We start from the raw sequence: 21,882 nt of genomic DNA, 5'->3' as shown, positions 1-21,882 counted from the left end.
AGAAAATGAAACTAAGAACAGTTTTTTTATCTATGTCCCTGATTTTAGGGATTGGCATGGGAGCTTCTGCTCAGTTTAAGATTGGTAATAAGACAATCAATACTAAAAAAATCGTAGGGGCTGCTTCGGATGTGGCCAAAGCAGTTACTTTATCGGATGCTGATGTTGCAGCGATGGCTAAGGAGTATATAGCGTGGATGGATACTCATAATGAAGTGGCTGGCCCGGATACGGAAATGGGGCAACGCTTGGAAAATCTTACTAAAGACATCAAAGTGGATGGTCTGAATTTGAATTTTAAAGTTTATAATGTAATAGACGTGAATGCTTTTGCTTGTGGAGATGGAAGTGTGCGTGTCTGTGGCGGATTAATGGAACTGATGAGTGATAATGAAGTGCTGGCTGTTATCGGTCATGAGATCGGTCATGTGTTGCATACAGACTCAAAGGATGCAATGAAACAAGCTTATTTGACTTCTGCTGCGAAAAATGCAGCCGGAGCTGCAAGTAATACTGTAGCAAACTTAACCGATTCCCAACTTGGAAGTATGGTGGAAGCGCTTGCCGGTGCACAATATTCCCAGAAACAGGAAAATGCAGCTGATGATTACGGTTTTGAATTTAGTATAGCAAACGGATTCGATGCATATAGTATGCATGACGCTTTGAAAAAATTATTGGATTTAAGTAGTGATGCGCCCAAGTCATCTAAATTCCGCCAGTTATTTTCCAGTCATCCTGAAACTCAGAAACGCGTGGAGCGGATGAAAGAAAAAGCGGATGAGTACGCAAAGAATAATTAAAGATAAATCGTTAATGCCCTTTAATAGGTGGCGATTAATTACGAAATAATCTTAAATTCGTGAAGTTTATACCGTGGGAATATGTTTTATAACATAAAGGCGCTTATATTTGCACTGTGTTTTTCATGGTATTAGATTTAAGGTTAGCAATGAAGATTGGCTGTCTGTGATAGATAGCCTTTTTTTGTGTTTATATATTCCGAAATAATATATACTTTTGTCTATGGACTAAAAATCTGAATGAAGTGGATACAAGAATTAAATTACGTGTGCAGGGGTTGACAAACAGCCAGATACAATCAGGTGCTTATGCTTTGATTTTGGCGGAAGAGCAAGGCCCTCGTCGCATTCCTATTATTGTTGGAACATCTGAGGCTCAATCTATAGCGATCGCATTAGAGCATATAACTCCTCCGCGTCCTTTGACTCATGACTTGTTTGCGACTTTTGCACAAGCATTCGGTATCCGTTTGCGTGAAGTTTTCATTTATAAATTTGAGGATGGAGTTTTTTATTCGGAACTTTTATTTGATAATGGACAGGAGCCAATCCGTCTGGATTCAAGAACATCCGATGCGATAGCAATAGCTTTGCGTGTAAAGTGTGATATCTATACAACCCCGGAGATTGTGGAAGAATGTGGTGTGGTGCTGGAAGATGTCACTGTAACGGAAGAGAAAAAAGAAGAAGATTCGATTCTGGATTTGGAACCGGAGGATATAAAGGATGAGGCTGTATTGAAAAAATGGCTTTCTCTCATTGGAAAAGATGAGTTGAAGGTTCGTTTGGAAGAGGCTATCTCTGAAGAAAATTATGAATATGCCAAAATGTACAAGGATGAGATACGGAGGCGTGAAGAGGAAGGGAACTCTATATGATAGAGCAATCGGTAGGTTTTAGTTTGGAGTCTTTATTACGTGGTATATTAGGAATTGCAACCATTTTGGGAGTCGCTTATTTGCTAAGTTATGACCGGAAACGAATCGATTGGAAATTAGTTGCAGGAGGACTTTTCCTGCAGATTGTTTTTGCACTGGCTGTTTTGTATATACCGGTGATTGGTGTTGTTTTTGAATATATGGGAAAAGTCTTTATCAAATTAATGGACTTTACCCAGGAAGGTGTGAAATTTCTTTTAGGACCACTGATTGCTAATAGTAAAGGTTTTATTTTTCTTTTGAATTCATTGCCTGTCGTTATATTTTTCTCCGCATTAGTCTCTTTGTTTTATCATTGGGGAATTATACAGCGAATAGTAGGGGCTTTTGCCTGGTTGCTGCGGAAGGTTATGAATATTTCGGGGGCAGAGGGATTGGTTGTTTCTGGAAATGTTTTTTTAGGCATGACTGAGTCCCCCGTATTAATTAAGAACTATTTGCCTTCAATGACTAAGTCTGAATTGTTTTTGGTGATGGTGGCAGGTATGGGCACTATAGCTGGTACTGTAATGGGTACTTATATAGGTATGTTGGCTGGTGGAGATCCGGTAGCCCGTATATTGTTTGCAAAACATTTACTTTCAGCATCCTTGATGGCGGTGCCGGGTTCTATTGTTCTTGCTAAAATACTTTGTCCTCAAACGGAAGCCGTAGAAAATGTTTCTGTAAAAATGAGAACAAAAAGTACACACTCGACAGTATTGGAGGCTCTGGCTTCCGGAACTACCATAGGTGTGAAGTTATTAGTGAATATTGCTGCTTTATTATTGGTATTCATTGCTTTGGTCGCATTTGCCAATTATATATTGGATGATATTATAGGGCATTATACCGGTCTAAACGACTGGATTATAGCGATAACCGATGGTAAAGCCCAGGGGTTAACTTTTCAATTTATTCTGGGTGTCCTGCTTTCTCCTTTTATGTGGTTGATAGGGGTGCCTTATCAGGATATGATGTTGGTTGGTTCTCTGTTAGGCATAAAAACGATATTGAATGAGTTTGTTGCATATTTCCAGCTACAAGAGTGGAGAGATGCAGGTTTGTTTATGTATCAGAAATCAATATTGATGTCTACTTATATATTATGTGGATTCGCAAATATATCATCTATTGGTATATTGTTGGGAGGATTGGGAGTATTGGCTCCGGAAAAAAAGGAACTGATTGCCCGCTTAGGTATACCTTCCATGATTGCCGGAGCATTGGTGTCTGTTTTGTCTGCCACGATTATAGGGATGATATTAGGTTAGAATAAACAATAAACAAATAATTAGCTGTGCAAATATTTTATACACCAGATATTGCTGTAAATTCCGAATTGCCGGAAGAGGAAGCCGGACATTGTATACGTGTACTGCGTTTGACGGAAGGAGACGAGATTTTATTAACTGACGGGAAAGGTTCTTTTTATAAGGCTGCTATTAGCCGCGCGCATCCCAAGCATTGTGAAGTCTCTATCCTGGAAAGCTGGAGGCAACCGGCTTTATGGAATGGCCGGATTCATGTAGCGGTAGCTCCTACCAAAAACATGGATCGAATGGAATGGTTTGCCGAGAAAGCAACGGAAATCGGGATTGATGCCATCACTTGCCTGCATTGCCGTTTTTCCGAGCGAAAAGAAGTGAAAACATCCCGGCTGGAAAAGATATTGATTAGTGCCATGAAACAATCCCAGAAGGCTACTTTGCCTCAGTTGGAAGGAATGACTGATTTCAAGACATTTGTTGGTCGTCCTTTTAAAGGTCGTAAATTTATAGCCCATTGTGAAGATGGCAAGAAGACCTTATTAAAGCGAGCTTACCATCCGGGAGAAGATGTTCTGGTGTTGATAGGTCCGGAAGGAGACTTTAGTCCGGAAGAAATCCATTTAGCATTGGAAAATGGTTTTGAGCCGATTTCATTAGGAGAAAGCCGGTTAAGAACAGAGACTGCGGCATTGGTAGCTTGCCACACAATACATGTATTGAACGAATAATACTTTTTCCTAAAAAGAATACACTGCCAAATGAGTGTTTTTTTTAGATTGTTTTGCCGATATATGAATTATCTCACCAATTTTGTTTTTCTTTGCGGAAAAATTCAGACTCGTGAATCTCATTATAGAACAAGGAAACACTTCATCGAAAGTTGCTATATACAATAAGTGGCATATGGAAGCTTCTTTTGTTTTCAAAAAATTCGATGTGGATGTCATATCTTCCCTGTGGGAGAAATATCCGTTGACGCGGGGTATTTTTTCGTCGGTTATAAATACTGATGATAATCTGATAGCCTATCTGAAAGAGAAACTTCAGTATTTTGTGTTTTTGGATGAAACGGTACCATTACCGATTACCGTACAATATAAAACTCCCCATACATTAGGTAGAGACCGTTTGGCAGCAGCTGTAGGTGCTAACTATTTGCAGCCGGGAAAGGATTTGTTGGTTATTGATGCGGGGACGGCTATTACATATGAATTGATTGAAGCTTCCGGAACTTATGTCGGTGGAAATATCTCTCCGGGAATGACTACCCGTTTCAGAGCTTTAAATCATTTTACAAAAAAATTGCCATTGGTTTCGGAGCCTGAGCATGTCCCTTTGGTTGGGACGAATACGGAAGCCGCTATTCAAGCGGGTGTTGTGAATGGAATTGTTTGTGAGATGGATGGATATATAGAAATGTTACGACTAAAATATCCTAATCTTTTGGTTTTTTTAACGGGCGGACATTCGTTTTATTTTGAAAGACGATTAAAAAATTCCATCTTTGCAGACATTAATTTAGTGTTGACAGGATTAAACAGAATCTTAGAGTATAATGTTGAAGATTAATAAAGTACTAATAACAAGCGTTCTTATATTCATACAGTTGTCTGTAATGGCACAAAATAATACAAATTCGCCTTATACCCGCTTCGGGTATGGTGAATTGGGGGAACGTTCGTTTGGAGCCGGTCGTGCAATGGGTGGTGTCGGCTATGGATTACGCTCACCGAAGCAAATAAATCCGATGAACCCTGCATCATATAGTTGCATGGACTCCCTTACATTCCTCTTTGATTTTGGAGTGGCAGGACAATTATCCAAGTTTGATGATGGCAATTCCCGTCAAAATAATTTTAATGGGAATGTTGAATATCTGGCATTGCAATTTCCTATTCATCGCCGGATCGCTATGAGTGTGGGTATTTTACCTTATTCATTTGTCGGTTATAAGTTTGGAGCTGCACGAACATCTAATGGGGTTTCTTATACGGAATCATATGAAGGTACAGGAGGTTTAAGCGATGCGTATGCCGGTATTTCGTTGGATTTGTGGCCAAAACGTTTAGCAGTTGGTGCTAATTTCGGCTTCTTGTTCGGTAATATAAAACATGAACAGGTCGTGTTAATGACAGGCGAGGGATCATCTGCTTATAATACATCCAGAAGTCAGGAAATGAGAGTCCGGGATTTGAAAATGGATTTTGGTATTCAATATACCCATCCGATAAGTAAGACAGAAAGTATTACTTTGGGGTTAGTCTATTCACCTAAAAAGAGTTTGCATGCCAAATCTTATAAAATGATTCAAACGTATACATCCAGTGGTTCAGGTGAAGTGATAAGTTCTGATACAATTACCGGACAGGCGTTTGATTTGCCAAATTCTTATGGGATCGGACTTTCTTATATGAAACAAAATAAATTAACGTTAGCGGCTGATTTTTCTTATGAGAATTGGGAAAAAATGCCTTACTTTGGTGAAGAAGGACGTTTTAATAACAGATATCGTATAGCAGCCGGTGCTGAATATATTCCGAAATTTATGAACAAAGCATATTTCAGCCGGGTTAGATATCGGATGGGTGCTCATTTCGGTAATTCATATTTACGTATGAATCAGACGGAGGCAAATCCAAAAGGAGACAGTTACCATGAATATGGAGTGAGTGTCGGTTTGGGATTACCATTGATTGATAACCGTTCTTTGGTTAATGTCTCTTTCGAATATGTAAAGAAGCAACCGGAAGTAAGAATGAATATGATTGATGAACAGTATTTCCGTTTTACAATAAACTATACATTTAATGAATTCTGGTTCTTCAAGAGTAAAGTAGATTAATCTAAGTGGTTAACTTTAATAGAAAATAAATATGAAGGTAAAAGTATTATTACTTGCTATCGGATGTACCATGATGACATTCGGTGCATATGCTCAGAAAGGAGTTGATAATGGTACACCGTTCGGGTCGGGAGAAGACAGCGTACGTTGTATAACTAATATCAGCTTGTTCGTCCCTTACGCCAAAGCAGGGAATTTTAAAGATGCTTATGAGTTTTGGAAACAGGCTTATGATGAATGCCCCGGAGCACATAAGGATATATATCTGTATGGTGTAAAAATTATGGGATGGAAGATTGGTAATGAGAAAGATGCTGCCAAGAAAGATGCTCTCATTAACGATTTGATGACTGTTTATGATAAACGTGTGAAATATTTCGGTAATGACCGTCGTTATGGTAAGGACTGGATTGTTTCCCGTAAAGCTCAGGATTATTTGCAGTGGAAAGGTGAAAATGCGGATCCTAAAGTTATTTATGGCTGGTTGAAAGAAGTAATCGATGAAACGGGTGCTCAGGTAGAGCCGTTGGCTCTTTCTCTGTATATGTTTGCTTCATTGAAGATGATGATGGATGATCCGAATCTGAAAGAACAATACATCCAGGATTATTTGAAATGTTCTGCACTCTTAGGAGATCAGATTAAGGCTGCGCAAGCTGCAAATAATGAAAAGGAACTTGCTGCATTGAATGCTTATAAAGGAACTATGGATGCAGGGTTTGCAGGAAGTGGTGCTGCCGATTGTGAAACATTGCAGAATATGTATGCTTCTAAAGTAGAAGAAGCTAAAGACAATTTGCCAGCTCTGAAAGAAATCATTTCTTTGTTGAGACGTGTACGTTGTCAGGAAATCGAGGTATTCTATGATGCTGCAGCTTATGCCTATAAGCTGGAACCGAGTGCAGATGCAGCTCTTGGTATTGCAAAGCAAGCTGTAAAGAACAAAGATTATGATAAAGCTATCCAGTATTTTGAAGAAGCTGCTTCTATGGAAACCGAGAATGCTTCAAAAGCAGAAGATTACTATATGATAGCATTGCTTTTATCTGAAAATAACTTGTCAAAATCAAGACAGTATTGCATGAAAGCTGTTGAAGCTAATCCGAATTATGGAGCTCCGTATATTCTGATTGGAAACTTATATGCTAAATCGGCTAAATCTGTTTATCCGGATGATGGCGTATTACAAAAAGCTGTTTATTACGCAGCAATCGATAAATTTGAGAAAGCAAAACAAGTTGATCCGAGTGTGGCAGAGGAAGCGAATAAATTAATAAATGTTTATCGTGCTCATCTTCCCGGCTCAGAAGATATATTTATGCACCCTGATTTGGAAAAAGGTAAAGCTTTCACTATCGGTGGTTGGATCGGCGAGCGTGTAACTATTAGATAATTATGATAAGAAACCGTTTTCCGGGTAAAACGAATAAACAAGGCATAACAACTATCTTTATGGTAGTTGTTATGCTTCTTTTATTAGCAACCTCTTGTGGAGGGGATGTTAAGGAAGTCGTTGTTGTTGCATTTGATCCTGAAAAAAGTTTTACATTAAAAACAACAGATGTTTCCACCCTTATTTCAGATTCCGGTATTACCCGTTACCGGTTAAAAGCAAAAGAATGGTTTGCTTTCGATAAGGCAAAAGAACCATATTGGTATTTCCCGAAAGGTATTTATGTTGAAAAATTTGATACCTTGTTTCAGGCAGAAGCAAGTATCATGGCTGATACGGCCTATAATTATCAGAAGAAACGTCTTTGGAAACTAATCGGAAATGTGAAGGTGGAAAGCCTTGAAGGAAAAAAATTTGAAACTTCTTTGTTGTTTTGGGATCAGGACAAAGAAAAAATTTATTCCGATAAATATATACGGATAGAGGAAAAAGATAAAATTATTACGGGGATAGGTTTTGAATCCAATCAGGAGATGACACAATATAAAATATTTAATTCAACAGGAATATTTCCTGTAAGTGAGACTCCTGCAGATTCTGCAAAAGTGAATAATAATACAACGGATTCACTTGCTATTGAACCGGATACGGTACGTATAGAGCCTAAAAAGTAAATTCTCAAAGTGAATGCATTAACTTACATATTAATTTCGTTAGCCTTTTCTGCTTTTTTTTCCGGGATGGAAATAGCTTTTATTTCCTCTAATAAGTTGCGTTTTGAACTTGATAAAAAAGACAAAAGCCTGACAAGCCGGATTTTGGATATTTTTTACAGCAACCCGAATCAGTTTATTTCGACGATGTTGGTGGGAAATAATATCGCATTGGTTGTTTATGGTTTGCAAATGGCAATAATCCTGGAACCTTTTATTGCCCGGATTGTGAATAACGAGGCTTTGATTGTTCTCATTCAATCAATTATATCGACTCTGTTAATACTATTTACCGGTGAATTTATTCCGAAAACCATTTTTAAACTAAATCCGAACTTTTCACTTAGCTTATTTTCTGTGCCATTGCTTTTTATATATGTCGTCTTATACCCTATATCCAAATGTTCTTCGTTACTATCGTTTGTTATATTAAAGTTGATTGGAGTTAAAAATGTATCAGAGGGAGGACAACGTACATTAGGAAAAGTAGACCTGGATTTTTTTATTCAACAAAGTATAGAAGATGCTCCACAGAATTCAGAAATGGATACTGAGGTTAAGATATTTCAGAATGCATTGGATTTTTCCAATGTCCGTTTACGTGATTGCATAGTGCCACGTACGGAAATTGTTGCTTGCGATAAAGCTGCAACATTAGAAGAGTTACGAAGCCGTTTTATAGAAACCGGTTTGTCTAAAATTTTGGTATATAATGACAATATAGATGATATTGTCGGGTATATACATTCGTCGGAGATGTTTAAAAATCCGGAGGATTGGACACAGAATATCAGAAGTGTCTCAATTGTCCCGGAAACAATGGCTGCTAATAAATTGATGAAAGTCCTGATGCAGGATAAAAAAAGCCTGGCGGTAGTAGTGGATGAGTTTGGCGGGACATCAGGTATTGTGACCTTGGAAGATTTGGTAGAGGAAATATTCGGTGAAATAGAGGATGAACACGATATTAAATCTTATGTGGCAAAAAAAATATCGGATAATGAATATTTGCTTTCCGGACGTATGGAAATAGATACACTAAATGAGAAGTTTAGCCTGGAATTGCCGGAATCCGATGATTATGTTACAATCGCGGGATTTATCCTTCATTTTTATCAAAAATTTCCAAAGTTAAATGAGACAATTGAAATAGAGAAATATACTTTTAAAATAATCAAAGTTACGGCAACAAAAATTGAATTGGTCCGCATGAAAGTTGCAGACTAATCTTTTTTTCGTATCTTCGTGCCCTTAAAATGGGAATAATAAACTTTTAAAACATATAAAGATAAATGGCTACGCTGGAAAAAATCAGAAGCAAAGCGGGATTGCTGGTTCTTGTAGTCGGACTGGCTTTGTTCGCTTTTATCATCGGAGACTTTTTGAACTCCGGTTCGACTTATTTTAGACAGACTCAGGAAAGAGTTGCTAAAGTAAATGGAGAAGTGATTAAAATTCAGGATTATCAGTCACGTATAGAAGAAATGACTGATATGTATAAGAAGCAAACTGGTTCTGCCAGCCTTCCTGATGAATATCAAAATCAAATCCGCCAGTCCGTATTCGATGAAATGGTTCAGGATATTGTTTTGAATGAAGAAGTTGAGCATTTAGGTATGGGAGTTACTCCGGAAGAATTATTTGATATGGTTCAAGGAGAAAATATCTCACCGGTAATTCAACAAATGCCGATGTTTCAGAATCCTCAAACAGGCATGTTTGATAAAGCAGCTCTGCTGAATTTCCTGAAAACAATCGAAGGTACAAGTCTTGCAGGCATGAGTGCAGAACAACAGGCACAGATACAGGAAGCACGCCAGTTCTGGATGTTCTGGGAAAAGAATATTAAACGCCAGCGTTTGGCACAGAAATATACTACATTATTGGCGAAAGCGGTTTCAGCAAATAAACTGGATGCCAAAGATGCTTTTGAAGGTACGGTAAATAGTTCTGATATTGTATATGCAATGCAGTCATATGCTTCTATTCCTGATTCTACAATCGAAGTGAGTAAAAGTGAAATTGAGAAATTGTACAATCAGCGTAAAGAACTTTTCAAGCAAAAGCCGGCTAAAGTAATCAAATATATATCAGTAGATATTCGTCCGAGTAAAGAAGATTATGATAAAGCAAGTGCCGATATCGAAGCTTTGAAAGCTGAATTTGTAGCATCTGACAAAGTTGTGGATATTGTAAATGAAAATTCGGAAATACCTTATATGGATGCATTCTTTTCAGAAAAGGCATTAGACCCGGAAATGAAGCAATTCGTAAAAACTGCGAATGTAGGAGAGGTTTATGGTCCTGTTTTTGAAAATGATAAATACAGAATGTTCAAATTGGTTGATAAAACAGTTGCTCCTGATTCTGTGAAGATAAGCCATATAATGTTGGTTAATAACGGTAATGAAACTCAGGCTAAGGCTTTAGCTGATAGCTTGATGACTGTTTTGAAGAATGGTGGTGATTTTGCTGCCCTTGCCAAACAATATTCTGCAGACCAAGCGGCTGAACAAGGTGGTGAATTAGGTTGGTTTACTGAAGCTACAGCATTGCGTGGTGTGAATGAAGAGTTTCAAAAAGCTGCATTCTCTACTCCGTTGAACGGATATGCTGTTGTTAAGTCAATGTATGGTACTCATATATTGAAAGTAACAGATAAAACATCGAATGTTGAGAAGTTTAAAGTAGCCGATATCGATATGACTGTATCTCCAAGTTCAAAAACTTATGGAAATATTTATAATGAACTAAACCAGTTCATTGCTAAGAATAATGATATGAGTAAATTGAATGATGCAGCAAAAGAAGCTGGTTATAATATTCTTTCTGATGTTACTGTAACGGCTTCCGATCAGGTTTTAGGTTCTATCAAGAATTCTCGTCCTGTCATTCGTTGGGCATTCCAGAATGATAAAGGGAAAATATCCGAAATTTTTGAATGTGATAATAAGTTTGTGATTGCAGCAGTTCAGGGCACTTTGAAAGAAGGTTATCGTTCTGTAGAATCAGTTACTCCAATGTTGAAATCTGAAATTGCAGCTCAGAAGAAGGGCGAAAAGATTTCTCAGGATTTGATTTCAAAGAACTTGACATCATTGGATGCTTATGCGCAGACTATGAATTCTTCAGTAGATTCCGTTAAGTTTATAAGTTTTGCAACCCGCCGTATTGCCGGTATCGGTGTTGAACCGAAATTGAACGCAATGGTTTCATTGGCTCAGAAAGACCAGCTGAGTGCTCCGGTTGCAGGAAATAATGGAGTATACGTATTTAAGGTATATGAACAGAACAAAGATGCGAAGTCTTATGACGAAGCTGCAGAAATTCAGGCTTTAAATGCTTCTAATGGATATCGTTTTAACTTCCAGGCTATCCAGCATCTGGTGGATAATGCAAATATTGAAGATAATCGCATACGTTTTTATTAATGTTTAGAAAGACAGTGTAATCACTCCAAGTATAAGATGAAGCCGCCGGACAAGTTTGTTCGGCGGCTTTTTTGTATCTTTGCCTCATAAAGAATATTTTGTAAGAATATGAGTGAGAAACGGCGTTTATTGGGAATGACCATTGAAGAACTGAAAGCAGTGGCAGCAGAAGTTGGACTACCGGGATATGCAGCAAAGCAGTTAGCAGACTGGTTGTATAAAAAGAAGGTAACTTCTATTTCTGCTATGACAAATATAGCTGCAGCTAAGCGTTCGGTACTGGAAGAGAAATATGAGGTAGGGGCTATTCCTCCTTCTGACCTTATGAAATCCGTGGATGGCACAATCAAATATTTATTTCCTGTTGGAGTAGGGCACTTTGTTGAATCGGTTTATATTCCTACAGAAGATAGGGCAACACTTTGTGTCTCGTCGCAGGTTGGCTGTAAAATGAACTGCCTTTTTTGTATGACGGGGAAACAAGGATTTACAAAAAATCTGACCGCGAATGAAATTTTGAATCAAATACAGTCTTTGCCAGAGTCGGATTCATTGACAAATATTGTTTTTATGGGAATGGGAGAGCCGTTGGATAATGTAGACGAGCTATTTAAAGTTCTTGAGATATTGACAGCATCTTATGGATATGCCTGGAGTCCCAAGCGAATTACTGTTTCGACGATTGGTGTGGCTAAAGGCTTAAAACGTTTTCTTGATGAAAGCGAATGTCATTTGGCGGTCAGCCTCCATTCTCCCTATCCGGCGGAACGTTTATCTTTGATGCCTGTAGAAAAGGCATTCCCGGCCCGTTCTATAATAGAAACAATCAAGCAATATGACTTTACCCACCAACGCAGGGTTTCTTTTGAATATATTGTTTTTAAAAATTTGAATGATAGTGTGCAACATGCAAAGGCCCTATCTTGTTTATTAAATGAGATACCTTGTAGAGTTAACCTGATACGTTTCCATGCAATACCGGGAGTTCCTTTAGAAAGTTCAGATATGAAGAAAATGGAGATATTCAGAGATACTTTAAATGCTTCCGGAGTAGTTTGCACAATCAGGGCTTCACGAGGAGAAGATATTTTTGCTGCCTGTGGAATGCTTTCTACTGCAAAACTGCAACAAAATAAGTAGAAGATATCTCGTGTGAAGTAAAAGAACTATATTTGTATAATTAAAAAATTTAATCGGTATGAAAACACATTCTTTGATAATCAGCTTTGTGATGCTTCTTTTAGTAATGGGAGCATGTAGCTCAGGCCCGGTGATGAGAAATTCGACGGGATTTGCCTATGAGATAGTGGTTGTAATGAATAAAGCTGACTGGGATGCTGCCGCCGGTAAAGCCATCAAAGCCGAATTGACTTCAGATGTACCAGGCTTGCCTCAATCGGAACCTGCTTTTAAAATTACGTATGTAACCCCAGACCAGTTTAACGGTTTGTTGACTTATGTTCGTAATATATTTGTTGTAAATATTAATCCGTCACAATATACAAAGGTTTCTTTGAAATCGGAAAAGAATAAGTATGCCAAGAACCAGATGGTTCTGGTTATGTCTTCACCTTCTGCCGATGCTATTACTGCGTATGTAGCGGAACATCCGAGAGATATTGTGGACTTTTTCAATAAATGTGAGACAGACCGTACGGTAAGCCAATTGCAGAAGGATTATAGCTCGGTTGTCATGGACCATGTCAAAAGAGATTTTGGAATCGAATTGAAGGTTCCTGCTAATATGACTTATTATCGTGATACAACCGGATTTTTCTGGGCATCTAATAATGCAAAAACCGGACGTACGGATATTATCGTTTATTCATTCCCCTATACAGATCAAAATACTTTTACAGAAGCATATCTGGTAGCCAAACGTGACTCCGTATTGAAAGTGAATCTCCCGGGTTCATTCCCTAATTCATATATGACCACGGAAACGCGCGCCGGATTAACTTATACTCCGACAACAGTCGATGGACAGTATTGTGGCGTATTACGTGGCTTATGGAGAATGGAAGGCGATATGATGGGAGGCCCGTTTGTAAGTCATGCCCGTTTGGATGAGAAAAATAACAAGGTAGTGGTGGTTGAAGGTTTCGTTTTTGCTCCGGAAACAGATAAACGTAATTTTATCCGCAGAATAGAGTCTTCACTGCATACGCTTCGTTTCCCGGGGGCTGTAGAAAAAGAACTGGAAGAACTGCCCAGTGTTCCTCAAGAAAATTAACAAACATACATAATAAATGGAAGAACGATTGATTAAAGTGGGGATTACCCATGGTGATATAAATGGTATCGGTTATGAAGTAATATTAAAAACATTTGCTGATGCCCGTGTGGCTGAACTTTGTACTCCAATTATTTATGGTTCGTCAAAGATAGCCGCCTATCACCGGAAGGCATTGGAGCTTTCTCCTGTGAATTTGAGTATCATAGCACAAGCTGAAGATGCCGGGGAAAGCCGGGTAAATATTATCAATTGCGTAGATGACGAAACAAAGGTTGAGTTGTCTAAGTCCACAGATATAGCCGGAAATGCAGCATATCTGGCATTAGAAGCAGCTGTAACGGACTTAAAAAGGGGCGTAGTTGACGTATTAGTTACTGCACCGATTAACAAGCATAACATACAAAATCAGCAATTTCATTTTCCGGGCCATACGGAATATTTGGAAGAATGCTTTGGGGGATTGGGAAAGAAAGCTTTGATGATTTTAATGAAAGACAGCTTGCGGGTCGCTTTAGTAACGGGACATATCCCTTTGGCACAGGTAGCCTCGAAAATAACAGTTGAAGAAATCGTATCGAAATTGCGTATTTTTAATCAATCGCTTAAGCAAGATTTTGGAGTGGAACGTCCACGGATTGCAGTACTTTCTCTAAATCCTCATGCCGGAGATAACGGTTTGTTGGGAAAAGAAGAAGAAGAAATCATTATTCCGGCAATCCAGGAAGCAGAGAAGAGAGGCGTAATGTCTTTCGGACCTTTCGCAGCAGACGGCTTTTTCGGTTCGCAGATGTATGATAAATTTGATGGTGTATTGGCCATGTATCATGATCAGGGACTTGCTCCTTTTAAAACGTTGGCAATGGAGGATGGTGTTAATTACACTGCAGGTTTGTCCATCGTACGTACGTCTCCGGCACATGGTACTGCTTACGATATAGCAGGGCAAAACGTGGCATCGGAGGAGTCATTCCGGCAAGCTTTGTATACGGCATTGGATATTTACCGCAACCGGGTTTCATACCGTGAAGCCACAGCAAATCCGTTGCGGAAACAATATTTCGATAAAGGTGGTGATAATGAAAAACTTGATTTGACAAAAGAAGATGATGTAGAAATTTGAAAATGAGATAACACCCGGATAGAGATATTACTGTTTTAGGGAAATACAGCTCTGTCCGGGTGTATTTTTTTTTAAATTTTTTTTTCGTCGGAAAAGTTTGTGTAAGTTTGCAGTTTTAAAGAAAAAGGTGTTATGTTCAAAGATAAAACAATAGTATATACTTCCGGAACATTTGATATGTTTCATTATAATCATCTCCGGATGATCAATTATGCCCGGAGTTTGGCTGATATTTTGATAGTAGGTGTAAGTACGGACGAGTTGGTGTCTTCTTATAAGGCCAAGCCTATTATTCCTTTTTCAGAACGGCTACAGATTATAGAGGCATTGAAAACTCCGGATATAGTTATTCCTCAACATACCCTGGACCATACGGAAATTGTAAAAAAATTAAATATCGATGCCTTTGTTGTCGGCGATGATTGGTTTGGTAAATATGACTATTTGAAAGATTTAGGAGTACAGGTGTTCTATTTCCCTTATGGTACGGGCGTTTCTTCATCCAACTTGAAGAAAACAATCCATGACTCCTATGAGCAAAACCTGAAGTCGCAGCGTCAATCAAAGCCGGAATCGGTAAAAGGTTCCGGAGAAAAATAAAAGAACAAGGGCAGATGGAGAAATTTGCTTTTATAACAGGGGGGACAAAAGGTATAGGCAAGGCTGTTGCTTCATGTTTGGGTGAAGCGGGGTATAATCTGATTTTGACTTATGCATCAGATAAAAATACGGCGGAAAGCACTTGTCTCGGATTACAGCAAAAATATGGTGTAAGCGTTTTTGCATTACAGGCTGATATCTCTGATAAAAAATCAATAAATAAGATTTATGATTATCTGGTGACAAATAATCTGAAACTGGATGCCTTGATTTTTAATGCAGGGTTGACCTGTCGTGATCCATTTGAAGAATTATCTTTGGAAGATTGGGAACGTGTCTTTTTTGCCAATGTCCATTTTCCTGTATTTCTGCTACAAAAAATAGTAGGGTTAATCAATAAAGAAGGAAGCATTGTTTTCACCGGTTCCTTAATGGGTATTCTGCCTCATTCCGTATCGTTGGCATATGGCGTGACAAAGAGTGCGATTCATTCATTGGTGAAAAATATGGTTAAATTCCTTACGCCTTATGATTTAAGGATAAATGCGGTAGCTCCCGGTTTTGTAGATACGGAATGGCAGAAAACAAAACCTGCGGAAATTCGTCGGAACATAGAAAATAAAGTTTCTTTAGGACGTTTTTGTACGCCGGAAGAAGTTGCTTCTGTTTACAAGATGTTGATAGATAACAAATATTTTAATGGGGAAGTAATCACCGTTGATGGTGGTTATTCTTATAAATAAAACAGCAATGGGTGATTTAGATAAAGAGTATGAGGCTTCGTTGAAGTCTATAGAGACAGAAAATCTGGTAGACCGAGTTTTTTATCGTCCTATAGGTTTCCGTATAGCCCGTATGTTAAGAGGAACAGGTATTACTCCTAATATGGTAACGGTTGTCTCTATTTTTGTGGGAGCTGCAGTCGGTTACTTTTTTTACCATGATGATTTGATATATAATATATGTGGTATCTTATTATTAATAACAGCTAATATTTTAGATTGTGTAGATGGGCAGTTAGCGCGTCTGACCGGTATAAAATCTAAAATCGGACGTATTTTGGATGGATTTGCCGGTGATATTTGGTTCGCATGTATTTATGTTGCTTTTGCTCTTCGCCTGTCTCATGACTATGGTACATACTGGTTCTTTGCTTTAGCCGTACTTTCCGGTATTTCCCATTTGGTGCAGGCTAATATTACGGACTATTATAAAACACTTCATCTCTATTTCATAAGTAAGGATAAGGGCGCTGAATTTCAATCATTGGAAGAAATAAAAGCCAGCCATAAATCGATGAAGTTTGGGGTAAATAAATTTTTCTATTTCCTTTATAGAGGATATTCCTTGTTGCAGGTAAAGGCAACTCCCTCATTACAACAGATGCTACGCAGCCTTCATAAAAAATATGGAGATGACATACCCGAAAATATTCGTGTTTCGTTCCGTAAGCAAAGCCGTAAGCTAATGTCCCTGATAGACCTTCTTACTTTTAACGGACGTACAATCGTGATGTTTGTTGTTGTATTGAGCGGAGAAGTTTGGCTTTATTTCCTGTATGAGATTATCGTATTGAACAGTGTCTTGATAATAGCAATGAATAAACACGAAAAGATGTGTAAAACCTTTTGTGAATAAGTTTATTAGTATATGAAAGAGAGCGTAGTAGACATATATGATTTACAGAAAGCTGCCCCGTTCTTTAAAAGCCGTATAGGAACATTCCTGGGTAAAGTTTTGATTAAGTGGTTGGATATAGATAAAGTAAACCGTGTCCATGCCAATAATTGTCATTTGCGTGGGGCTGATTTTACTACAGCCCTATTGAATGACCCTTTGATAGATATCAAATATAAATTGCATAATGCTGAAGTTCTGGGCAATTTGCCGGAAGGAGCTTTTGTCACAGTGTCCAATCATCCGATAGGATCTATCGACGGAATCATGTTGATTGATATATTTGCATCCCGCCGTCCCGATTTTAAAGTTATGGTAAACGGGATTCTGACGAATATCGGGGCAATGGATGATAATTTTGTTTCTGTAAAACCGGACTCGAAAAATGAAGGTGCCAACCTCAAGAATATGAATGGTGTCCGTGTTTCCTTACAACGTTTGAAAGAGGGGCATCCGATGGGATTTTTTCCTGCCGGAAGTATTTCCATGTACAACAAGGAAGCCGGCAGGATTCAGGACCTACCCTGGACCCATAGCGTAATACGTTTGATACGCAAGGCAAACGCCCCTATTTATCCCGTATATTTTGATTTCCTTAATTCCCGCTTTTTTTATTGGTTGGGACGTATCGATTGGCGTATCCGTACATTGCGGATTCCCGCAGAAGCCTTTAATAAGCGGGGACGTACGGTCGATATCTATATAGGCGATCCGATAAACCCGGAAGAAATACAGGGTTTGGATGACAAGGAACTTGCAGAGTTCTTATATAAAAAGACATACGGTGCTAAAAAATAAGAAAGCTCGTTTAGAAACCTCCCGGATACATGGTAAATTGAATTAAGATTTGTAATTTTGGCAGATAAACTGAAATAATTACAGATTTAAAGGTTTGTGCAATCATGAAAATCGATATACAGCAGATAAAACAACGTTTTGGGATTATAGGTAATAATCCGGCTCTGAACCGGGCTATAGATATAGCCCTTCAGGTGGCTCCGACCGATTTATCTGTCCTGATTACCGGAGAAAGCGGTGTGGGTAAAGAAACATTTCCTCAGATAATCCATCAAAATAGTCCGCGTAAACACGGGCAGTATATTGCCGTAAACTGTGGCGCTATTCCGGAAGGAACAATTGATTCCGAGTTGTTCGGGCATGAAAAAGGCTCATTTACCGGAGCCTTGTCCGACCGCAAAGGGTATTTTGAAGTGGCAGACGGAGGTACAATCTTTCTGGATGAAGTGGGGGAATTGCCTATTCCGACACAAGCCCGCTTGCTTCGTGTACTTGAAACCGGCGAGTTTATTCGTGTCGGGTCGTCGAAAGTCCTTAAGACTAATGTCCGTATCGTTGCCGCTACAAATGTGAATTTGATTCAGGCTGTGGCAGAGGGTAAATTCCGTGAAGATTTATATTATCGTTTAAATACAGTCCCTATTCTGATTCCTCCTTTGAGGGAGCGTGGGGAGGATATTATTCTTCTGTTCCGGAAATTTGCCAGCGATTGTGCGGAGAAATACCGTATGCCTGCCATACGTATTGACGAAGAGGCCCGTCAGTTGCTTTTGTCCTACCGATGGCCTGGTAATGTCCGTGAATTAAAAAATATCACAGAACGTATTTCCGTTATTGAAGAAGATAGGGATATTACAGCTTCCATACTTCGTTTGTATTTGCCGAACCTGGATATAGAGAAGTATCCGGTGCTGGTTAAACAGGATAATGAACAGAAAATATTTAATAGTGAAAGGGAAATCCTCTATCAGGTTCTGTTCGATATGAAGAAAGATGTGAATGAACTGAAGAAGCTGGTTCATGATATAATGGGAGGAAAGCTGCAACCGATGACCGTACCGGACGAAACACCTTATTCGCATCCGATACATCCGTCCCATCCGGTACACCCGGTCCAGGCATTCCAGGATGCGGAAGCTGTGGAAGAAGAGGAAGAAACACTGTCTCTGGAAGATGTGGAGAAAGAAATGATACGCAAGGCATTGGAAAGGCACAACGGACGCCGCAAGAATGCTGCTGCCGATTTGAAAATATCAGAACGTACACTATATAGAAAAATTAAAGAATATAATCTGGAATAACATATGTTGAATAAATACAAAATCGGATTGTTTTGCCTGGTGGCTATATTGGTAACAGCTTGTACCATATCCTATAAGTTTAATGGTGCTTCAATCGACTATTCGAAGGTAAAAACGATTACGATCAAGGATTTCCCCAACCAGGCCCCACTGGTATATCCGGCACTGTCGCAGAAGTTTACTGAAGCTTTGAAGGATATATATACCCGCCAGACCCGTTTGCAGATCGTGAATAATAACGGAGACTTGGAACTGGAAGGTGAAATCACAGGTTATGAACTGACTCCTATGGCGGTTAAAGAAGATGCTTATGCTTCCCAGACCAAACTGACAATTACGGTGCGTGTCCGTTATTACAACCGTGTGACTCCGGAAAAAGACTTCGAACAAAGTTTTTCCGCTTATCGTGAATTTGATGCGACCAAGATGTTGCAGGAAGTTCAGGATGCATTATCTACAGAGATTATAGACGAATTGGTAGACCAGATTTATAACTCAACTGTTGCCGACTGGTAAAACATGAAAACAGCCGATTTATATCAGTTTATAGAAAATCCCGCACTGCTGTCTGTTGAAACCCTTCCCGGGTTGAAGCAGATGGTAGACGAATATCCCTATTTCCATATCGCCAGAATGCTTTATCTGAAGAATCTGTCTTTGGTAGATGATACCCGTTTTGTGGCGGAACTGAAAAACATGGCTGTTTATATTCCCGACCGGAAGAAGCTGTTTACTCTTATAGAGGGAGAACGTTATGGTTTGCAACTGAAAATGGAAGAAGATAAATCGCAGGAACCAGATAATACATTCTCTTTAATTGATGCTTTTCTGGCTACCCGTGAAGAAGATAACCTTTCCGGGACGGAAACCTCTTTACTCTTTCAGCCGTCGGTTTCGTCCGATTATATTTATTGGTCGTTGACGAAAGAAAAAGAGACAAAGGAGAAAGAGCCGGAAATCAAATTGCAGCATCACGAACTGATCGATTCTTTTATAGAAAGCGAAGAGCAGCGTGCTCCCGGCAGTGGTTTGTTAAAGCAGGGAGACACAACATCTTTTGATGCTCCGGTGAATTTTGCAGAGCAGGAGGATGACCAACCTAAGTCGTTGGATGACTCCTATTTTACCGAAACATTAGCTCATATTTATGTAAAGCAGAAGCGATATGAAAAAGCATTGCAAATTATTAAAAATTTAAACTTGAAATATCCGGAAAAAAATGTTTACTTTGCAGACCAAATAAGATTTTTGGAGAAGTTGATTATTAACACTAAAAAATAAAATAAAAATGTACGTATTTATTTCTGTCTTAATTCTGGTTGCTGCCTTACTGCTGATACTGATTGTTTTGGTGCAGAATTCTAAAGGTGGTGGTTTAGCATCAGGATTTTCTTCATCTAACCAGATTATGGGAGTACGTAAAACAACAAGTTTTCTTGAAAAAGCTACATGGACTTTGGCTGGAACAGTAATTGTACTGAGTATTATAATTACTGCTTTTATTCCGAGAGAACATCGTACCTCCGAATCAGAAATCAAACAGCAGATTAATAATGCTGTAACAATCGATCCTAATACAGTAGCACCGGATTTCGGTACGGCACAGCAGCCGGCTACAGCTCCTGCAACTACTCCTGCAGAAGAAGAGAAACCTGCAAACTAATAAAGGTATCCATATAAAAAGAAAGAGATGTCTGAAAATTAGATGTCTCTTTTTTTGTCTTAATCTGTCGATTCTTTGATAGATTTAATTGATTATCTCTATGGATAATTCTTTGTATCTTTGCTAAAAACAGATTTTAACCTGTCTTATACGTACATAAATAAAACAGAAATATGGATATTATCAACTTCGACGGCCTGCTTATAGGCATTGCAACCTTTCTTATTATCGGATTATTCCATCCGGTTGTTGTAAAAGCGGAATATTATTGGGGAACCAAGTGCTGGTGGATTTTCCTTATTTTAGGGATAATCGGAACAGTAGCATCCTTATTGATCGAAAGCGTATTTGTTTCTGCTATATGTGGAGTGTTTGCCTTTTCCTCATTCTGGACGATAAAAGAAGTTTTTGAACAGGAGGAACGGGTTCTGAAAGGTTGGTTCCCTAAAAATCCGAAGAGAACCTATCCATCAAAAAAAGCATAAGATATTACAAAGTGTTTTTGTTTTCGTATCTTTGTACACGTAAAATAGATAGCTATGAAAACAAAGAAGAAAGACTCATTTATGGATTACATCAAAGCTAACCGGAGAGGAAGCCGGGAAGCTGAGATTGAAAATCACGGTCATCCGGTAAGTTTCAACCGGGTACACGTATCGAAAAAGGTTTATAACCGCAAAAGAATGAAGGCAGACGATCAGAGGCGTCTGCCTTATTTGTTTATAGAGGGTTGGCTTTTGTCAAATAGGTATCTACTATCCCTTGGTCTTATGACAAAATATTAAAATGACAGAATGACAAAAAAAACCATTCATACCTCGCTTATACGGAGCAATATACAGGGCGAATTACAAATACAACGCTCTCGCTGAGTTAAGTTTTATCATTTTGTTAATGTAGATTACAGAATACTTACTAATTAACATAGTGGGAATATTATTTTTTAGGCACGGATTACATGGAAAACATGGATTAGTAAAATATATAACTTGTATTAATCCGTGTTTTCCGTGTAATCTGTGCCTAAACATATTATTTCGTTTAGTGGCATATAATAATCATTTTAATATCCGCGTCTGGTTTGGTTTTCGAATCATTCTGGAGCTGTCTTTCTGCC

23 protein-coding genes are annotated in these 21,882 nt (G+C 38.7%); all 23 read left to right on the top strand.

What is annotated here, in order from left to right; translation table 11 throughout:
• Positions 1–5 precede the first annotated feature (5 nt).
• Positions 6–803 carry a M48 family metallopeptidase gene (locus tag ACGE0T_RS15000; RefSeq protein ID WP_459187424.1) on the top strand — a complete coding sequence of 266 codons (798 nt, stop codon included), beginning with the start codon at positions 6–8 and terminating at the stop codon, positions 801–803.
• Between the two features lie 245 nt (positions 804–1,048).
• Complete coding sequence (locus ACGE0T_RS14995) at positions 1,049–1,681, top strand: bifunctional nuclease family protein (RefSeq protein ID WP_459187423.1); 633 nt, start codon at positions 1,049–1,051, stop codon at positions 1,679–1,681.
• Positions 1,678–2,994, top strand: coding sequence for a NupC/NupG family nucleoside CNT transporter (locus ACGE0T_RS14990; protein ID WP_459187422.1), 1,317 nt, complete (start codon positions 1,678–1,680; stop codon positions 2,992–2,994). The genes ACGE0T_RS14995 and ACGE0T_RS14990 overlap by 4 nt, the downstream gene beginning before the upstream one ends.
• A 26-nt stretch (positions 2,995–3,020) precedes the next feature.
• Positions 3,021–3,719, top strand: a complete 699-nt coding sequence (locus ACGE0T_RS14985) for a 16S rRNA (uracil(1498)-N(3))-methyltransferase (protein WP_459187421.1) — start codon at positions 3,021–3,023, stop codon at positions 3,717–3,719.
• A 121-nt stretch (positions 3,720–3,840) separates the two neighbouring features.
• On the top strand, positions 3,841–4,560 hold the full coding sequence (locus ACGE0T_RS14980; protein ID WP_459190481.1) for a type III pantothenate kinase: 720 nt from the start codon (positions 3,841–3,843) through the stop codon (positions 4,558–4,560).
• Positions 4,547–5,833, top strand: coding sequence for a hypothetical protein (locus ACGE0T_RS14975; RefSeq protein WP_459187420.1), 1,287 nt, complete (start codon positions 4,547–4,549; stop codon positions 5,831–5,833). Before ACGE0T_RS14980 ends, ACGE0T_RS14975 begins: the two co-directional genes overlap by 14 nt.
• A gap of 31 nt (positions 5,834–5,864) precedes the next feature.
• Positions 5,865–7,226, top strand: a complete 1,362-nt coding sequence (locus ACGE0T_RS14970) for a tetratricopeptide repeat protein (RefSeq protein WP_459187419.1) — start codon at positions 5,865–5,867, stop codon at positions 7,224–7,226.
• A 2-nt stretch (positions 7,227–7,228) separates the two neighbouring features.
• On the top strand, positions 7,229–7,900 hold the full coding sequence (gene lptC / locus ACGE0T_RS14965; RefSeq protein ID WP_459187418.1) for an LPS export ABC transporter periplasmic protein LptC: 672 nt from the start codon (positions 7,229–7,231) through the stop codon (positions 7,898–7,900).
• Positions 7,901–7,909: 9 nt separating this feature from the next.
• Positions 7,910–9,166 carry a hemolysin family protein gene (locus tag ACGE0T_RS14960; RefSeq protein WP_459187417.1) on the top strand — a complete coding sequence of 419 codons (1,257 nt, stop codon included), beginning with the start codon at positions 7,910–7,912 and terminating at the stop codon, positions 9,164–9,166.
• A 65-nt stretch (positions 9,167–9,231) separates the two neighbouring features.
• Positions 9,232–11,370 (top strand): peptidylprolyl isomerase, encoded by a 2,139-nt coding sequence (locus tag ACGE0T_RS14955; protein ID WP_459187416.1) that lies wholly within the window; start codon positions 9,232–9,234, stop codon positions 11,368–11,370.
• A 108-nt stretch (positions 11,371–11,478) separates the two neighbouring features.
• Positions 11,479–12,510: a 23S rRNA (adenine(2503)-C(2))-methyltransferase RlmN gene (gene rlmN / locus ACGE0T_RS14950; RefSeq protein ID WP_459187415.1), complete on the top strand. Its 1,032-nt coding sequence runs from the start codon at positions 11,479–11,481 to the stop codon at positions 12,508–12,510.
• A 58-nt stretch (positions 12,511–12,568) separates the two neighbouring features.
• Positions 12,569–13,603, top strand: a complete 1,035-nt coding sequence (locus ACGE0T_RS14945; RefSeq protein WP_459187414.1) for a DUF4837 family protein — start codon at positions 12,569–12,571, stop codon at positions 13,601–13,603.
• Positions 13,604–13,619: 16 nt separating this feature from the next.
• Entirely contained in the window at positions 13,620–14,726 is a 1,107-nt protein-coding gene (pdxA, locus tag ACGE0T_RS14940; RefSeq protein ID WP_459187413.1) for a 4-hydroxythreonine-4-phosphate dehydrogenase PdxA, read from the top strand.
• A 132-nt stretch (positions 14,727–14,858) separates the two neighbouring features.
• Positions 14,859–15,326 (top strand): adenylyltransferase/cytidyltransferase family protein, encoded by a 468-nt coding sequence (locus tag ACGE0T_RS14935; RefSeq protein WP_459187412.1) that lies wholly within the window; start codon positions 14,859–14,861, stop codon positions 15,324–15,326.
• A gap of 14 nt (positions 15,327–15,340) precedes the next feature.
• Positions 15,341–16,069 carry an SDR family NAD(P)-dependent oxidoreductase gene (locus tag ACGE0T_RS14930; RefSeq protein WP_459187411.1) on the top strand — a complete coding sequence of 243 codons (729 nt, stop codon included), beginning with the start codon at positions 15,341–15,343 and terminating at the stop codon, positions 16,067–16,069.
• 7 nt (positions 16,070–16,076) lie between these two features.
• Positions 16,077–16,964 (top strand): CDP-alcohol phosphatidyltransferase family protein, encoded by an 888-nt coding sequence (locus ACGE0T_RS14925; RefSeq protein WP_459187410.1) that lies wholly within the window; start codon positions 16,077–16,079, stop codon positions 16,962–16,964.
• Between the two features lie 12 nt (positions 16,965–16,976).
• Complete coding sequence (locus ACGE0T_RS14920) at positions 16,977–17,801, top strand: lysophospholipid acyltransferase family protein (protein WP_459187409.1); 825 nt, start codon at positions 16,977–16,979, stop codon at positions 17,799–17,801.
• Between the two features lie 104 nt (positions 17,802–17,905).
• Entirely contained in the window at positions 17,906–19,102 is a 1,197-nt protein-coding gene (locus ACGE0T_RS14915; RefSeq protein ID WP_459187408.1) for a sigma-54 interaction domain-containing protein, read from the top strand.
• Positions 19,103–19,105: 3 nt separating this feature from the next.
• On the top strand, positions 19,106–19,618 hold the full coding sequence (locus ACGE0T_RS14910; protein WP_459187407.1) for an LptE family protein: 513 nt from the start codon (positions 19,106–19,108) through the stop codon (positions 19,616–19,618).
• Between the two features lie 3 nt (positions 19,619–19,621).
• The gene (locus ACGE0T_RS14905) at positions 19,622–20,383 is read left to right on the top strand and encodes a hypothetical protein (protein WP_459187406.1); all 762 of its coding nucleotides are present in this window, start codon (positions 19,622–19,624) and stop codon (positions 20,381–20,383) included.
• Between the two features lie 7 nt (positions 20,384–20,390).
• Positions 20,391–20,765: a preprotein translocase subunit SecG gene (gene secG / locus ACGE0T_RS14900; RefSeq protein ID WP_459187405.1), complete on the top strand. Its 375-nt coding sequence runs from the start codon at positions 20,391–20,393 to the stop codon at positions 20,763–20,765.
• 173 nt (positions 20,766–20,938) lie between these two features.
• Positions 20,939–21,250 (top strand): DUF4491 family protein, encoded by a 312-nt coding sequence (locus tag ACGE0T_RS14895; protein WP_459187404.1) that lies wholly within the window; start codon positions 20,939–20,941, stop codon positions 21,248–21,250.
• A gap of 54 nt (positions 21,251–21,304) precedes the next feature.
• Positions 21,305–21,550 carry a hypothetical protein gene (locus tag ACGE0T_RS14890; RefSeq protein WP_459187403.1) on the top strand — a complete coding sequence of 82 codons (246 nt, stop codon included), beginning with the start codon at positions 21,305–21,307 and terminating at the stop codon, positions 21,548–21,550.
• The last annotated feature ends 332 nt before the right edge of the window (positions 21,551–21,882 follow it).

The organism is Parabacteroides sp. APC149_11_2_Y6 (assembly GCF_054506995.1).
Note: the sequence above shows the minus strand (reverse complement) of the source record. Positions and strands in the feature narration are given on the sequence as shown.

What these genes read in the sequence shown, in the direction of transcription:
- ACGE0T_RS14905 (WP_459187406.1), top strand. Translation starts at nt 19,622, where the DNA reads ATGAAAACAGCCGATTTATATCAGTTTATAGAAAATCCCGCACTGCTG.
- ACGE0T_RS15000 (WP_459187424.1), top strand. Translation starts at nt 6, where the DNA reads ATGAAACTAAGAACAGTTTTTTTATCTATGTCCCTGATTTTAGGGATT.
- ACGE0T_RS14990 (WP_459187422.1), top strand. Translation starts at nt 1,678, where the DNA reads ATGATAGAGCAATCGGTAGGTTTTAGTTTGGAGTCTTTATTACGTGGT.
- secG (WP_459187405.1), top strand. Translation starts at nt 20,391, where the DNA reads ATGTACGTATTTATTTCTGTCTTAATTCTGGTTGCTGCCTTACTGCTG.
- ACGE0T_RS14945 (WP_459187414.1), top strand. Translation starts at nt 12,569, where the DNA reads ATGAAAACACATTCTTTGATAATCAGCTTTGTGATGCTTCTTTTAGTA.
- ACGE0T_RS14955 (WP_459187416.1), top strand. Translation starts at nt 9,232, where the DNA reads ATGGCTACGCTGGAAAAAATCAGAAGCAAAGCGGGATTGCTGGTTCTT.
- ACGE0T_RS14915 (WP_459187408.1), top strand. Translation starts at nt 17,906, where the DNA reads ATGAAAATCGATATACAGCAGATAAAACAACGTTTTGGGATTATAGGT.
- ACGE0T_RS14895 (WP_459187404.1), top strand. Translation starts at nt 20,939, where the DNA reads ATGGATATTATCAACTTCGACGGCCTGCTTATAGGCATTGCAACCTTT.
- ACGE0T_RS14925 (WP_459187410.1), top strand. Translation starts at nt 16,077, where the DNA reads ATGGGTGATTTAGATAAAGAGTATGAGGCTTCGTTGAAGTCTATAGAG.
- ACGE0T_RS14970 (WP_459187419.1), top strand. Translation starts at nt 5,865, where the DNA reads ATGAAGGTAAAAGTATTATTACTTGCTATCGGATGTACCATGATGACA.
- ACGE0T_RS14935 (WP_459187412.1), top strand. Translation starts at nt 14,859, where the DNA reads ATGTTCAAAGATAAAACAATAGTATATACTTCCGGAACATTTGATATG.
- ACGE0T_RS14930 (WP_459187411.1), top strand. Translation starts at nt 15,341, where the DNA reads ATGGAGAAATTTGCTTTTATAACAGGGGGGACAAAAGGTATAGGCAAG.
- ACGE0T_RS14910 (WP_459187407.1), top strand. Translation starts at nt 19,106, where the DNA reads ATGTTGAATAAATACAAAATCGGATTGTTTTGCCTGGTGGCTATATTG.
- lptC (WP_459187418.1), top strand. Translation starts at nt 7,229, where the DNA reads ATGATAAGAAACCGTTTTCCGGGTAAAACGAATAAACAAGGCATAACA.
- rlmN (WP_459187415.1), top strand. Translation starts at nt 11,479, where the DNA reads ATGAGTGAGAAACGGCGTTTATTGGGAATGACCATTGAAGAACTGAAA.
- pdxA (WP_459187413.1), top strand. Translation starts at nt 13,620, where the DNA reads ATGGAAGAACGATTGATTAAAGTGGGGATTACCCATGGTGATATAAAT.
- ACGE0T_RS14890 (WP_459187403.1), top strand. Translation starts at nt 21,305, where the DNA reads ATGAAAACAAAGAAGAAAGACTCATTTATGGATTACATCAAAGCTAAC.
- ACGE0T_RS14920 (WP_459187409.1), top strand. Translation starts at nt 16,977, where the DNA reads ATGAAAGAGAGCGTAGTAGACATATATGATTTACAGAAAGCTGCCCCG.
- ACGE0T_RS14975 (WP_459187420.1), top strand. Translation starts at nt 4,547, where the DNA reads ATGTTGAAGATTAATAAAGTACTAATAACAAGCGTTCTTATATTCATA.